At 73.0% G+C, this 13599-nt stretch carries 11 protein-coding genes; 2 read left to right on the forward strand and 9 right to left on the reverse strand.

Annotated elements, in window-relative coordinates; all coding sequences use genetic code 11:
• Positions 1-2 precede the first annotated feature (2 nt).
• The 8 genes from AC3IYI_RS32920 to AC3IYI_RS32955 form a co-directional block, all read right to left on the reverse strand.
• The gene (locus AC3IYI_RS32920; RefSeq protein ID WP_489407096.1) at positions 3-431 is read right to left on the reverse strand and encodes an RICIN domain-containing protein; all 429 of its coding nucleotides are present in this window, start codon (positions 429-431) and stop codon (positions 3-5) included.
• Between the two features lie 7 nt (positions 432-438).
• Positions 439-1287 carry an aldo/keto reductase gene (locus AC3IYI_RS32925; protein ID WP_489407097.1) on the reverse strand — a complete coding sequence of 283 codons (849 nt, stop codon included), beginning with the start codon at positions 1285-1287 and terminating at the stop codon, positions 439-441.
• A 154-nt stretch (positions 1288-1441) separates the two neighbouring features.
• Positions 1442-2215 (reverse strand): ABC transporter ATP-binding protein, encoded by a 774-nt coding sequence (locus AC3IYI_RS32930; protein WP_489407098.1) that lies wholly within the window; start codon positions 2213-2215, stop codon positions 1442-1444.
• Entirely contained in the window at positions 2212-5157 is a 2946-nt protein-coding gene (locus AC3IYI_RS32935; protein WP_489407099.1) for an ABC transporter permease subunit, read from the reverse strand. Before AC3IYI_RS32935 ends, AC3IYI_RS32930 begins: the two co-directional genes overlap by 4 nt.
• 16 nt (positions 5158-5173) lie before the next feature.
• On the reverse strand, positions 5174-6436 hold the full coding sequence (locus tag AC3IYI_RS32940) for an ABC transporter substrate-binding protein (protein WP_489407100.1): 1263 nt from the start codon (positions 6434-6436) through the stop codon (positions 5174-5176).
• Between the two features lie 132 nt (positions 6437-6568).
• Entirely contained in the window at positions 6569-8395 is a 1827-nt protein-coding gene (locus AC3IYI_RS32945; RefSeq protein ID WP_489407101.1) for an AMP-dependent synthetase/ligase, read from the reverse strand.
• Between the two features lie 189 nt (positions 8396-8584).
• Complete coding sequence (locus AC3IYI_RS32950; RefSeq protein ID WP_489407102.1) at positions 8585-9232, reverse strand: NADPH-dependent F420 reductase; 648 nt, start codon at positions 9230-9232, stop codon at positions 8585-8587.
• A 434-nt stretch (positions 9233-9666) separates the two neighbouring features.
• Positions 9667-10518: a LysR substrate-binding domain-containing protein gene (locus AC3IYI_RS32955; protein ID WP_489407103.1), complete on the reverse strand. Its 852-nt coding sequence runs from the start codon at positions 10516-10518 to the stop codon at positions 9667-9669.
• A gap of 148 nt (positions 10519-10666) precedes the next feature.
• On the opposite strand from AC3IYI_RS32955, the gene AC3IYI_RS32960 reads away from it, so the two are divergent.
• Together AC3IYI_RS32960 and AC3IYI_RS32965 are read left to right on the forward strand one after the other, a co-directional pair.
• Entirely contained in the window at positions 10667-11818 is a 1152-nt protein-coding gene (locus AC3IYI_RS32960; RefSeq protein ID WP_489411760.1) for a bile acid:sodium symporter family protein, read from the forward strand.
• Positions 11819-11827: 9 nt separating this feature from the next.
• The gene (locus AC3IYI_RS32965; protein ID WP_489407104.1) at positions 11828-12259 is read left to right on the forward strand and encodes a (2Fe-2S) ferredoxin domain-containing protein; all 432 of its coding nucleotides are present in this window, start codon (positions 11828-11830) and stop codon (positions 12257-12259) included.
• Between the two features lie 314 nt (positions 12260-12573).
• Here the strand turns inward: AC3IYI_RS32965 and fdhD are convergent, their stop codons facing one another.
• Entirely contained in the window at positions 12574-13407 is an 834-nt protein-coding gene (gene fdhD / locus AC3IYI_RS32970; protein ID WP_385376626.1) for a formate dehydrogenase accessory sulfurtransferase FdhD, read from the reverse strand.
• Between the last annotated feature and the right edge of the window lie 192 nt (positions 13408-13599).

Raw genomic sequence — 13599 nt, forward strand, 5'->3', positions numbered from 1 at the left:
CCTCAGGCGGGCTCCAGGCGCCACCACTGCGCCGGGGAATCGGTGTCCTCGCACTGCCGGGCCCGGCCCTCCCCGTCCGCCTCCAGCGGCAGACCGCTGATGGCGGCGATCAGCGAGACCACGCCGGGGTCGTCGAGGTGCTCCTCCACGACCCACTCCTGCGCCCCGAAGGCGTTCGCCTTCCACACCTGGACCCGGGTGCCGCTCTCGGTCGACGCGTTCGCGACGTCGAGCCGCTTGCCGTTGTGGACGCTGACCAGGTGGAAGATCCCGCCGCCGCTGTGCACCGGGGTGATCTCCCACCGCCGGGCCGCGGCCGGCTCGCCGTCCGGCCCGACGCAGACCCGGTTGCCGCTCTCGACCTGGAGCAGCAGCCCGCTCCCGGCATTGCGGATCAGGTACACGCCGTCGGGCGCCTTCGTCTGACTCATCGGTGGCTCAGTAGTCGAACTCTGCCGGGTCGGGACCGATCCGGCGGCCCGCCCCACCCGCGCCGAGCGCGTCCAGCGCGGCGATGTCCTCGGCGTCCAGCGCGAAGCCGAAGACGTCCAGGTTCTCCCGGATCCGCGCCGGGGTCACGGACTTGGGGATCACGACGTTGCCCAGCTGGAGGTGCCAGCGCAGGACCACCTGCGCGGCCGAGCGGCCGTGCTTGGTGGCGATCGCCGTGATGGCGGGCAGGGTGAGCAGCTCCTTGCCCTGGCCGAGCGGGGACCAGGCCTCGGTGGCGATCCCCAGGCGCGCGTGCAGGGCGCGCAGCTCGGCCTGGGGGAGCAGCGGGTGCAGCTCGATCTGGTTCACGGCCGGGACCAGGGAGCTCTCGGCGCCGAGCCGCTCCAGGTCGGCGGGGCGGAAGTTGGACACGCCGACGGCCTTGGCGCGACCGCTCTGAGCGATCTCCTCGAAGGTCTTCCAGATGCTCAGGAAGTCGTCGCGCATCGGGCGCGGCCAGTGGATCAGGTACAGGTCGATCTCGTCGAGGCCCAGCTTGGCGAGCGAGGTGTCGAACTCGCGCAGCACGTTGTCCCGGCCCCAGGTCTCGGACTTCCCGTTCCACAGCTTGGTGGTGACGAAGAGCTCCTCGCGCGGCACCCCGGCGGAGGCGATGGCCTTGCCGGTGCCCTCCTCGTTGCCGTAAATGGCGGCCGTGTCGATGCTGCGGTAGCCCGCCTCCAGCGCCGTCCGGACGGCCTGCTCCGCCTCGGCGTCCGGAACCTGCCAGACGCCGTAGCCGAGCTGGGGCATGAGCGTGCCGTTGTTGAGCTTGATGCCGGGGACCTGATTCACGTCGGTCGTTCCCTCTGGTCGTCGCTGGTGCGGGTGCTGACGGGCGGTACGGATGCGCGGACGCATGCCCGTACGACCGGCGACAACCGGCCCCCGGTGTGACCTATTCCCGCCGTACGGGTGAAATTCGTACGGCGGGAACAGGCACCCGGCGCTACGCCCCCAGGTACGCCTCCCGGACCAGCGCGTTGGCCCGCACCTCGGCGGCCGTGCCCTCGGCGAGCACGCTGCCCAGGTCCAGGACGACCACCCGGGTGCAGAGGTCCATCACGAAGGCCACGTTGTGCTCGACGAGCAGCACCGCGCAGCCCTCCTCCTCGGCGAGCCGGCGCACGACCGCCGCCAGCTGCTCGCGTTCGGGCGCGGACATGCCCGACGCGGGCTCGTCCAGGAGCAGGACCCGGGGCGGGTCGGCCACGGCGCGGGCCAGCTCGACCATCCGGGCCCGCCCCACCGGCAGACCGCCGGCGTACGAGTCCCCGAGCGCGCCGATGCCGCAGTCGGCCAGTACCCGCGCGGCCCGCTCCCGCCGCTCCCGCTCCCGGCGGCGCCGGGTGGGCGAGGCGACCAGATCTGCGGCGAGACCGCCGCCCCCGCCCCGCCACTCCTGCGCGACGAGGACGTTGTCGGCCACGCTGAGCTGCCCGAACAACTGCTGGCGCTGGAAGGTCCGGCGCATCCCGTGCCGGGCCCGCCAGACGGGGGAGCGCCGGGTGACGTCCACCCCGTCGAGCAGCATCCGGCCCTGGTCGGGCCGCCGGATCCCGGACAGGACGTCGAACAGGGTGGTCTTCCCGGCCCCGTTCGGGCCGATCAGCCCGCACACCTCGCCGGCCCGGATCCCGAGGTCCACGCCCGTCAGCGCCTTGACCCCGCCGAACCGGACGCTGACGCCGCGGGCCTCCAGCACATAGGGGTCCTCTCTCATGTCGCCATCCCCAGGTAGGCCTCGGTCAGCCGGTCCGCCTCCACCTCGGAGCGCGGGCCGCACCAGGAGACCCGGCCCTGCGCGAGGTAGGCGACGGTGTCGGCGATCCCGAGGATCTCGGCCGCCTTCTCCTCCACCAGCAGCAGCGCGGTCCCCGCGGCGCGGAGCTCCATGAGCAGCCCGTACACCTCGTCCACCACGCGCGGGGCGAGCCCCAGGGAGGGCTCGTCCGCGATCAGTACCCCGGGCGGGCGCTGCAACAGCGGTGCGAGGGCCAGCATTTGCTGTTCTCCTCCGGACAACGACCCGGCGGAGACGGTGCGCCGCTCGCGCAGCCGGGGGAACCGGTCGTAGACGGCGTCCCGTTCGTCCGCGTCCCTCAGGTAGAGGGCGAGGTTCTCCTCGATGCTGAGCGAGGGGAAGATGCCCCGGCCCTCGGGCGCGAGCAGCACTCCCGCCCGGGAGCGGCCCACGGCGCCGTCGCGGGTGGAGTCCCGCCCGCCCACGTGGACGGTCCCGCCGACGACCGGCAGCGCTCCGGCCGCCACCCGGCAGGCGGTGCTCTTCCCGGCCCCGTTGGGCCCGAGCACGGCGAGGATCTCGCCGCGCCGCACGACGAGGTCCACCCCGTGCAGCACGAGCCCCCCGTCGTACCCGGCGGTGACGCCGCGCAACTCCAGCGCGGGCCCGGCTGCGTGTGCTCGCCCTGCGGGCGGCTGTTCCCCCACCCGGCCCCTTCCCGAAACTGGGGCGCTGCCCCAGCCCCCGGCGACCAGATCAGCGCCTCCGGCGTTTGAGGAGCGGGGGTCCGGGGGCGGAGCCCCCGAAGGGTCCGGGCGGAGCCCGGTTTCGGGAAGGGGCGGGGTGGGGGAAAGCCCCGCAGGGCCAACCCCGGCTCCGCCGCCGACCCGGGCAGCGGGAACGGCGCCGGCCCCGCCCTCGGCCTTGCCACCACCCCGGGCCGCGGGCACGGCCTCGGTACCGGCCCCGCTCTCGGGCACGGCCCCGGCCGAGACGTGGGCTCCGGCCGAGGCAACGGCCCGCCGCCGCGCCAGCCGCACCGGCACCGCCGCGCAATACCCGTCGGGATCGTTGGCCAAGGCCAACCCCGCGAGCCCGAACAGGATCACCGGCAGGTGCGCCGACTCGGTCACGTAGTCCGCCATGATCCGCGGAGCGACGGCGAAGACCAGCCCCGCCACCACCGCGTACTGCGGCCTGCGCACACCCGCCGCGACGACCACCGCCAGCCACACCAGCCCGGTCATCGCGGTGAAGTCCGTAGCGGTGATGCGGGTGTTGTACGAGGCGTACATGACGCCCCCGAACCCGGCCAGCCCCGCCGACAGCGTGAACAGCAGCAGCTTCGTCCGCAGCACGGACACCCCGGAGGCCATCGCGGCCGCGGGAGCCGACCGTACGGCGAGCATCGCCCGGCCCGAGGGGGAGCCCCGCAGCGCGCTCAGCCCGGCGGCGACCGCCGCGACCAGGAGGACCAGCGCCACCCCCAGCGCCCGGTCGTCGGAGAGGTCCACCGGCCCGATGACCGGGCGCGGGATCGACCAACCGGAGTCCCCGTTGCGCAGCCACCCCATCTGGAAGAGCACCTGGTCCGCCAGGAAGGCCAGGGCCAGCGTCGCCAGTGCCAGGGAGCGCCCGCCGAGCCGTAGCGCGGGCAGCGCGACCAGGGCTCCCAGGACGGCGGCCACGCACGTGCCGACCGCCAGCGCCGCGAAGAACGGCCACCCGCGGCTCATCAGCAATCCGGCCACCAGTGCGGCCCCGGTCACGAAGGTGCCCTGGGCCAGGGACACCATCGCGCCGAGTCCGGTGACCACGGTGAAGGACATGAACACCAGGGCCAGCGCGAGCCCTTGGGCGAGGAGCCCGCTCCAGAAGGGGGTGGTCACGGTGTAGAAGGCCGTGGCCAGTAGTACGGCGCCCGCGGCCCACACCCCCCAGCGCCGCACCCACGGGGCCCCGGCCAGATGGTCCGGCGAGGCCACGTCCACGGCGGCGGTCCCGGCGGCCCGGGCCCGCCGGGTGAGCACCAGGAGCCCCCCGAACAGGATCAGGAAGGGCACGGCCGTCCTGAAGCCGGTGATGGAGTCGGCGAAGGACGCGTAGCCGACGACCAGGTTCTGCAGGACCCCGAGCCCCAGCCCGCCCGCGAAGGCGAGCGGGACGGAGGCGAACCGCCCGATCACGGCGGCGGTGGCCGACACGAAGAGGAACAGCGTGAAATCGTGCGCGGACAGCCCCAGGAGCGGAGTCGCCAGTACCCCCGCGAGCCCGGCCAGCCCGGAGGCGATCATCCACGCCACCGAGGACAGCCGGTCGGCGTCGATCCCGCGCAGCTCGGTGAGCGAGCGGTTGTCGACGGCGGCCCGCAGCCGCAGCCCGAGCCGGGTGTGCCGCATCAGCACCCACAGGGCGACCGCCACCAGGGCCGTGGCCACCCAGGTGATCAGCTGGTCGGAGTCGATGCCCACGTCGGCGGTGAGCTGCCAGGGCGTGGCGGGGCTCGGCCCCACGCCCGGCAGGCCGAACTGGTTCTCCGCCGGCTTGAGCGGCGCTCCCGCATCCGTCAGGAGCTCCACCGTCCACAGGCCGGCCGCCGGCAGGGCCACCAGCAGGCCGATGGTGGCCACGATCTGCGCCGTCTCGCCGACCTGCGCGAGCCGCCGGAACATCAGCCGGTCCAGCGCCCACCCGAGCCCGGGGGCCAGGACGAGGACCACCAGCAGCGCCGCCGGGACGGCCGGCCAGCCGAGCCCGGAGTGCAGTTCGTAGAAGGTGAGCGCGCACAGGTAGGCGGTGGCCCCGTGCGCGAAGTTGAACAGCCCGGACGCCGAGTACGACAGCACCAGCCCGGTGGCCAGCAGTGCGTACAGGGCGCCGGACACCAGACCGCTCAGTACGAAGGCGAGCAGATCTCCCATTCCGTTTCCCGTACCCCTACTTGAAGGGGATGGACTCGTAGCACTTGAACGGTACGGAGACTTCGTACGCGCCGTTCTTCAGCTGTACGAGCGCCCCGCAGCCGAAGCTGTCCTTCTGGCCCTTGGGCTCCGCGCGGTTGCCGACGAGGGTGTCGGTGTCGGAGAAGCCCTGTGCGGCCGCCTGGAAGGACTCGACGGTCAGGTCCTTGCCGGCCTTCTGCGCGATGGACACGAACAGGTCGGCGGACATGTACCCGGTCAGCATGTGCATGTTGAGCGGCACCTCCAGCCCGCCCGACGCGGCCTTGATGTCGGCCTTGAACTGGTCCATCTTCGGGTTCGTCGACTCGAACGGCTCGAACTGCAGCAGGACGTGCACGCCGTCGAGGGCCTGCTTGGTGGCGTCCTTGGCGAGCAGACCCGGGTCGTAGTCGGTCGGGTCGGAGAGCAGTCCCTTGTACCCGCTGCGCTTGAGCGAGGTGAACAGCCCGATGTTGTTGGGGGTCTGCATGACGGAGACGACCGCGTCCGGGGCCTTGCCGTCGTTGCTCTCGAGGATCTCCTTGACGTACGCCGACCAGTCGCTCGGCACGGCGGTGGCGGGCACCGAGGCCTTGGCGTAGGCGACCTTGAACCCGGCGCTGGTGAAGCCCTGCTGGAAGGTGCGCACGCCGAACTTTCCGGCGTCGCTGTCGTTGGCGATGATCGCGACCGACTTGCCCGCGGCGCCGCCGAGGACCTGGCCGATGCCTTCGGGCCAGGTCTGGTTGATGGTGCCGCCGGGGGTGGGGACGAGGCAGCCGTTGAACCCGTAGATGTACTTGGGTCCGCAGAAGGAGGGCAGCGTGCCCCAGCCGAAGGTGGGTACCTTTTCCTGCTCCAGGAAGTCGGCGCCGCTGAAGGTGACCGAGCTCATGGGGGAGACCGCGAAGACCTTGTCCTGCTGGACGAGTTTGCGGGCCGCGGCCAGGTTCTTGGCGGGGTCCTGCCCATCGTCCTCGGCGCCGATGTAGTCGATCTTGCGGCCGTTGATCCCGCCCTCGGCGTTGGCTCTCGCGTAGCGGGCTTTCGCTCCGAGGTCGGTGGCCTTCTTGCTGTAGCCGCTGGCGCTGGTCATCGACACGATGCCGCCGACCTTGATCGAGTCGGCGCTCACCCCGCGGGAGGTGCCGGTGGCTCCCGGCTTGTCGGGGGAGGCGCTGTTGGAGGCGGAGTTGCAGGCGGAGACGAGCGCGAGCGCTGCCGCCGCGGCGGCCAGGGTGCGGATCGGTCGCAACATGTGTGGATCCCCTCCGGTCGGAATCCCCGCATTCTGTGTGCGACCTGACGCATCGTCAATATCAATGACAGGTAAAGTGACGGTCCGTCAGGTAACGGTTCGGGCCGTCGGTGTGATCGCGCTGCGCGCCCGTCAGGACTGGTAGAGGGCCGCCACCTCCTTCGCGTAGGCCTTCTCTATGGCCCGCCGCTTCAGCTTCAGCGAGGGCGTCAGCAGCCCCCGCTCCTCGGTGAACTGCTCGCCCAGGATGCGGAACGTGCGGATCGACTCGGGCTGGGAGACCAGGGTGTTGGCCGCCACCACCGACCGCCGGACCTCCGCCGTCAGATCGGGGTCGAGCACCAGCTCCGCCGCCGTCGGTAGCCGGGGGCGGCCGCGCATCGCCATCCAGTGCGCGACCCCCTCCATGTCCAGGGTGAGCAGGGCCGCGATGTACGGCCGGTCGTTGCCCACCAGGACGCACTGGGAGACGAGCGGGTGCGAGCGGACCCGCTCCTCCAGGGCGGCCGGGGCGACGCTCTTGCCGTTGGAGGTCACCAGGATCTCCTTCTTGCGCCCCGTGATCGTGAGGTACCCGTCCGCGTCGAGACGCCCAAGGTCCCCCGTCGCCAGCCAGCCGTCCCGCAGGACGGCCTCCGTGGCCTGCGGGTCGTTCAGGTACCCGGAGAAGACGTGGGCGCCGTACAGCCAGATCTCCCCGTCCTCGGCGATGTGCACCGTACCGCCGGGGATCGGCCGCCCGACGGTGCCGTACTTGGTGGCCCCGGGCGGGTTCGCGGTGGCCGCCGCGCAGGACTCGGTGAGCCCGTAGCCCTCGAAGACCGTCACCCCGGCGCCGTCGAAGAACAGCCCCAGCCGGCGCGACATCGCGGAGCCGCCCGACATGGCGTACCGCACCCGGCCGCCCAGCGCCTCGCGGACCTTCCCGTACACCAGCTTCTCGAAGAGCTGGTGCTCCATGCGCAGCTTCGCCGAGGGCCCGGGCCCGACGCCGAAGGCCTTCTCCTCGCGCGCCTCCGCGTACCGTACGGCCGTCTCCACCGCCCGGTCGAAGGGCCCCGTCCGGCCCTCGGTCTCGGCCTTGCGGCGGGCGGCGGCGAAGACCTTCTCGAAGACGTACGGCACTCCGAGCACGAACGTCGGCCGGAACGCGGCGAGGTCCGGCAGCAGTTCGGCCGCCGCCAGCACCGGCTGGTGCCCGAGCTTCACCCGGGCGCGGACGGCCGCCACCTCCACCATCCGCCCGAAGACGTGGGCGAGCGGCAGGAACAGCAGGGTGGACGGCTGCTCACCGGGCCCGGCCTGGAAGACGGACTCCCAGCGGGTCACCATCGTGTCGGCCTCGAACATGAAATTGCCGTGGGTCAGCACACAGCCCTTGGGGCGGCCCGTGGTCCCCGAGGTGTAGATGACCGTGGCCGTCGCGTCGGGCGTCACGGCGCTCCGATGGCGGTGCACGACGTCCTCGGCGACCTGGAGTCCGTCCTCGACGAGCCCGTCCACGGCGCCCGCGTCCAGCTGCCACAGCCGGCGCAGCATCGGCAGGCGGTCGATCACCGACCCGACGGTCATGGCCTGGTCCTCGTCCTCCACCACACAGGCCGTGCACTCGGAGTCGTAGAGGATCCAGTGCACCTGCTCGGCGGAGGACGAGGGATAGACGGGGACCGGCTGGGCGCCGATCGCCCACAGGGCGAAGTCGAAGAGCGTCCACTCGTACCGGGTACGGGACATGATCGCGACCCGGTCCCCGAAGCGGATGCCCTGCGCCAGCAGCCCCTTGGCGAGCCCGAGCACCTCGGAGGCCAGCTGGCCCGAGGTCACGTCCCCCCAGACCCCGCCCGACTTGCGGCCGAGCACGACCCGGCCGGGGTCCTCGCGCGCGTGCAGGAAGACGGCATCGGCCAGACCGCCGACGGGTGAGCCCGTGACGACCGGTGGGACGGTGATCTCCTGCAAGGCCCGATCCTCTCCGTACGGCGCGGCGACGCTATCCCACGCCTACCCGCCGGTGATCACGGAGGGAAGACCTCCACAAGACCTCCCCAGCGGCGTGCCCCGGGTGTGCCCGGGGCGTGCCCTAGGGCCTGTCGTCAAACTCCCGTCTGCCGCGCCCTTCGGGCGACGACGGGAGTTTGACGACAGGCCCTAGGCGGTGACCACGGACAGGTTGAAGTCCACCGGGCCGAGCACCCCGTAGAGGCGCAGCCACAAGGCCATCAGGGCTTCGGTCGCGCGGGCGCTCGACAGGTCGCCGAGATCGGTGATCTGCTCGGGCGCCCAGCCGAAGGAGCGCAGCAGCGCGGTGGTCTCGGCCTTGGCGCCGGCGTCGTCGCCGCTCACGAACACGGTGTGGTGGCCCGGCACTCGGCTCGGCTCGACCATCACCGCGTTGTTCATGGTGTTGAGCGTCTTGACGATCCGCGCTTCGGGAAAGGCCTTCTGGAGCTGCTCGGCGACGCTGTGCCCGTCCGGGGTGACCACTTTCGGCGGGAACCCGTCGGAGAAGTCCAGCGCGTTGGAGACGTCTACGACGGTCTTGCCCCGGAGGTTGCCGGCCCCGGCGGCCTCCAGCACGGCGAGCGAGACCAGCCCGCCGGTGGCGTTGAAGACGATCTCGGCGGTGGCGGCGGCCTCGGCGAAGGTCCCGTGGCCGCCGCCCGTCCCGGCAGCCCACCGCGCGGCATCGGCGTTGTCCGCCGTACGCGACCCCATCGTGACCTCGTGCCCGACCGAGACCAGCTTCCCCGCCAGCCGCTGCCCGACCTCACCGGTCCCCAGTACCGCGATCTTCATGCGCGTCCCCCTGCTCGTTCCGTGCGAATTCCCGCCGGACCGCGAGCGGTTGGCGTACGGAGACCCTAGGCCGTCTAGACGCACGGCATCGCGAACGGCGGCACATTCGGCCCGGCGGACGCCCGATTCCCAGGCCAGGCCAGGACAGTCGCGGGGGCGGGGCGGGGCGGGGCGGATGCGTCGCGGCGCGACCGCGGGGATCCCGCGTGGCGCGTACCCTGCGGGGCCGGTCGCCTACCCGCCCTTCCACCACCCCCCAGACTCCGTCCGGGGGGACCCCCAGCCGTGCTCCGCCCGGACCCGGTCCTCAAGCGCCGGACGGGCTGGGCATGCCCCCGGGGCTCCGCCCCTGGTCCGGCTCCGGCTGCCCTGGCTCCGGCCCCGGCTGCCCAGGCCCCGGCCCCGGCCCCGGCCCCGGTTGTGCCGGCCCCGCCCTACGCGGCCCGCGTCAGGCGGTCCGCCCCCGACAGGATCGCCGCGGCCAGGGCCTCCGCCGCGGCGGAGCCGCGGGCACCCCGCAGCAGTGCGAACTCCACCGTTCCGAGGTCCGGCAGGCCGCCCACCCGGACCAGCCCCGGCGGGATCAGTCCGCGCGTATGGGCCATCACGCCCAGCCCCGCCCGCGCCGCCGCGATCAGGCCGCTCAGGCTGCCGCTCGTACAGGCGATCCGCCACGGTCGCCCGTCCGCCTGCAAGACGTCCAGCGCCCGCGCCCGCGTGATCCCCGGCGGGGGGAAGACGATCAGCGGCACCGGCCGGTCCGGGTCCACCCGCAGCCCCTCCGCCCCGATCCACACCATCCGGTCCCGCCACACCAGCCGGCCCCGCTCGTCGCCGTCCCCGCGCCGCTTGGCGAGTACGAGGTCCAGCCGCCCCGCGTCCAGCCGCTCGTGCAGGGTCCCCGACAGCTCCACGGACAGCTCCAGCTCCACCTCGGGGTGCTCGTGCCGGAAGGCCTCCAGGATCTCCGGCAGCCGGGTCAGCACGAAGTCCTCCGAGGCGCCGAAGCGCAGCCGGCCCCGGATCCGCGTGCCCGCGAAGTAGGCCGCCGCGCGTTCGTTCGCCTCGAGGATCGAGCGGGCGAAACCGAGCAGGGCCTCGCCGTCCTCGGTGAGTTCCACGCTGTGCGTGTCGCGCAGGAAGAGGGGCCGGCCCGTGGCCTCCTCCAGCCGGCGCACGTGCTGGCTGACCGTGGACTGGCGCACGCCGAGCCGGGCCGCGGCCTGCGTGAAGCTCAGGGTCTGGGCGACGGTGAGGAAGGTGCGCAGCTGAACGGGGTCGTACACACCGCCCACCCTACTCCCGCTCATCATGTTCCGTGATGACAGTGAGAGCGGTGTACGGCTTTCCCGATCACCGCCCCACCGCCGAAGATGAAGGGGACCCCCGACCCGCCCCGCGCCCTCCCGCCGACCTCAGCAAGTGAGCATCCCCATGCGCCGCCCGCACCTCCCCGCCCGGCTCCCCGTGGACCCGTTCATCATGGGTCTGCTCGCCACCGTCGGCCTCGCCGCCCTGCTGCCCGCCCGCGGCGCGGCCGCCTCCGTGGCCGAGGCCGCCTCCACCGCGGCGGTGGCACTGCTCTTCTTCCTCTACGGCGCCCGGCTCTCCACCCGCGAGGCCCTCGACGGCATGCGCCACTGGCGGCTGCACCTCACCGTGCTCGCCTCGACCTTCCTCCTCTTCCCCCTCCTGGGCCTCGCCGCGCACGCCCTGGTGCCCAGCGTCCTCACGCCGCCGCTCTACAGCGGCCTGCTCTTCCTCTGCCTGGTGCCCTCCACCATCCAGTCCTCCATCGCCTTCACCTCGATCGCCCGCGGCAACGTCCCCGCCGCGATCTGCGCGGGATCCTTCTCCAGCCTCATCGGCATCTTCCTGACCCCCCTCCTCGCGGCCGGCCTGCTCGGCAACAGCGCGGGCGGCTTCTCCCCCGACTCGCTGGTGAAGATCGTCCTCCAGCTGCTCCTGCCCTTCCTCCTCGGCCAGGCCCTGCGCCCCTGGGTGGGCGGCTTCCTCGTCCGGAACAAGAAGGTGCTCGGCTACGTCGACCGCGGCTCGATCCTGCTCGTCGTCTACACCGCCTTCAGCGCGGGCATGGTCGCCGGGATCTGGCGCCAGGTCAGCCTCCCGCGCCTCGGCGGACTGATGGCCGTGGAGGCGGTCATCCTCGCCGTGATGCTGGCCGCCACCTGGTACGGGGCCAAGCGCCTCGGCTTCACCCGCGAGGACCGGATCGCCATCCAGTTCGCGGGGTCGAAGAAGAGCCTGGCCGCCGGACTCCCCATGGCCAGCGTGCTGTTCGGCGCCCAGGCGAGCCTCGCCGTGCTGCCGCTGATGCTCTTCCACCAGATGCAGCTGATGGTCTGCGCGGTACTGGCCCGCCGCCGCGCGCGCGACCCCCAGGCTGCGCGGGACCCGCAGGACCTGCACGCCACGCAGAACCCGCAGGACCCGCACGCGACGCAGGACCCGCACGCGACGCAGAACCCGCAGGCCACGCACGCCACGGAGCGGCCCGAACTCGCCGCCGGGCATGTGGCGGAGGTCTCGCCCACCCCCCAACACCCGGTCCCGCAGGCCCGGTAACGTGCGGCGGTGACCTGGATACGCCCGCTCTCCGCCCACGCCCCGCGCCCCTGCACCCTGGTGGTCTGCCGGGGCTGCTGCTGCGGCGACCCCCGCAAGAACCCCGGCACCGACCACGCGGGACAGCTCGCCCGGCTGCGCGAGGCCGCGGCGGCCTCCGGCGGGCGCCTGGCCGTCCGTACGAGCGACTGCCTCGGCCCCTGCGCGCAGGCCAACGTCATCGTGGTCCAGCCCACCACGGAGGCCCGCCGCCGGGGCGCCCGCGCGGTCTGGTTCGGCTGGGCCCTGGACGACACCGCCACCGACGAGGTCATCGCCTGGGCCGAATCGGGCGGCCCCGGGGCCACTCCGCTCCCGGCGACCCTCGATCTCCACCGCATCGACCCCCCGGATCCGAAGCCGGCCGAGCCCGCCTCCCGCCGCGGCCGCCGCAAGCGCTGATCGGCACCCTCGCCCTCGGCGGGCCGCCCACGCCGCGGACACCGGCGGTGGCACCGCCAAGGGCGGCTCATCCCACAGCCACACGATCGAGGCCCCGGCGGGCACCCCGCACGTTGCCGCGAAGAAGATCGAGCCCGCGTCCAAGGACAACCAGTACAGCCAGATCATCAAGGCCCCGGTGGGCACCGAGCACACCGGCGCGGGGCACCTGGCCGACAAGTAGCCCGTGCGGGGCAGGGGCGGGGGTCGCGCGACGGCCCCCGCCACCCCCTCGGCGCCCTCCCCGCCCCGTCGGCGCCCCGCCGGGCCGCGGCTCACGCCGTCAGGTCGATCCGTTCCTCGCCCGCGTAGATGTTCATGTCCCCGCCCCGCAGGAACCCGACCAGCGTCAGCCCCGACTCCAGCGCCAGGTCCACCGCGAGCGAGGACGGAGCGGACACGGCCGCCAGCACGGGGATGCCCGCCATCACGGCCTTCTGCGCCAGCTCGAAGGAAGCCCGCCCCGACACCAGCAGCACCGAACCCGCCAGCGGCAGCCGCCCGGCTTGCAGCGCCCGGCCGACGATCTTGTCCACCGCGTTGTGCCGCCCCACGTCCTCCCGTACGTCGATCAGCTCGCCCCCCGCCGAGAACAGCCCGGCGCCGTGCAGGGCGCCCGTGCGCTCGAAGACCTTCTGCTCCGCGCGCAGCAGATCCGGCAGCTCCCCGAGGACCCGCGCGCCCACCCGTACGGGATCGTCCGCGAGCCCCGGGAACCGGGTCGCGGTGCGCACCGCGTCCAGGCTGGCCTTCCCGCACAGGCCGCAGGAGGAGGTGGTGTAGACGTTCCGCTCCAGCGTGATGTCCGGCACCGGAACTCCGGCGGCGAGCTGCACGTTCACCACGTTGTAGGTGTTCGTTCCATCCTCGGCGGCGCCCTCGCAGTAGGTCACGGCCCGGACGTCCGAGGCCGAGGCGAGCACTCCCTCGCTGGCCAGGAAGCCCACGGCCAGCGCGAAATCGTCACCCGGGGTGCGCATCGTGATGGCCAGCGGCTTGCCGTTCAGCCGTATCTCCAGCGGCTCTTCGGCCACCAGCGTGTCCGCCCGGGCCCCCGCCACGCCGCCCCGGATCCGGACGACGCGACGGCGTTCGGTGACCCGTCCCATGTGATCAGCCCACCCGTTCTGTTCTTGCCGTACGCCTGGAACACCCATTCTCCAGGATCGGCTCCGGGCACCTTCCCCGGCTGGAGGACCCTCGGGAAGCTCCAAAGTCCGGGCACTGAATCCTGTCGGGTCACGCGCCCCTGTACCCATCAGTAGCAGGCAAAGCTGGTAAATCCTGACTGCCTTACAAGG

Source organism: Streptomyces sp. GL_148 (assembly GCF_057834205.1).

Coding starts and splice junctions, on each gene's coding strand:
- AC3IYI_RS32935 (WP_489407099.1), bottom strand. CDS start 5,157: ATGGGAGATCTGCTCGCCTTCGTACTGAGCGGTCTGGTGTCCGGCGCC.
- AC3IYI_RS32920 (WP_489407096.1), bottom strand. CDS start 431: ATGAGTCAGACGAAGGCGCCCGACGGCGTGTACCTGATCCGCAATGCC.
- AC3IYI_RS32950 (WP_489407102.1), bottom strand. CDS start 9,232: ATGAAGATCGCGGTACTGGGGACCGGTGAGGTCGGGCAGCGGCTGGCG.
- AC3IYI_RS32930 (WP_489407098.1), bottom strand. CDS start 2,215: ATGAGAGAGGACCCCTATGTGCTGGAGGCCCGCGGCGTCAGCGTCCGG.
- AC3IYI_RS32940 (WP_489407100.1), bottom strand. CDS start 6,436: ATGTTGCGACCGATCCGCACCCTGGCCGCCGCGGCGGCAGCGCTCGCG.
- AC3IYI_RS32960 (WP_489411760.1), top strand. CDS start 10,667: ATGCGCCGCCCGCACCTCCCCGCCCGGCTCCCCGTGGACCCGTTCATC.
- fdhD (WP_385376626.1), bottom strand. CDS start 13,407: ATGGGACGGGTCACCGAACGCCGTCGCGTCGTCCGGATCCGGGGCGGC.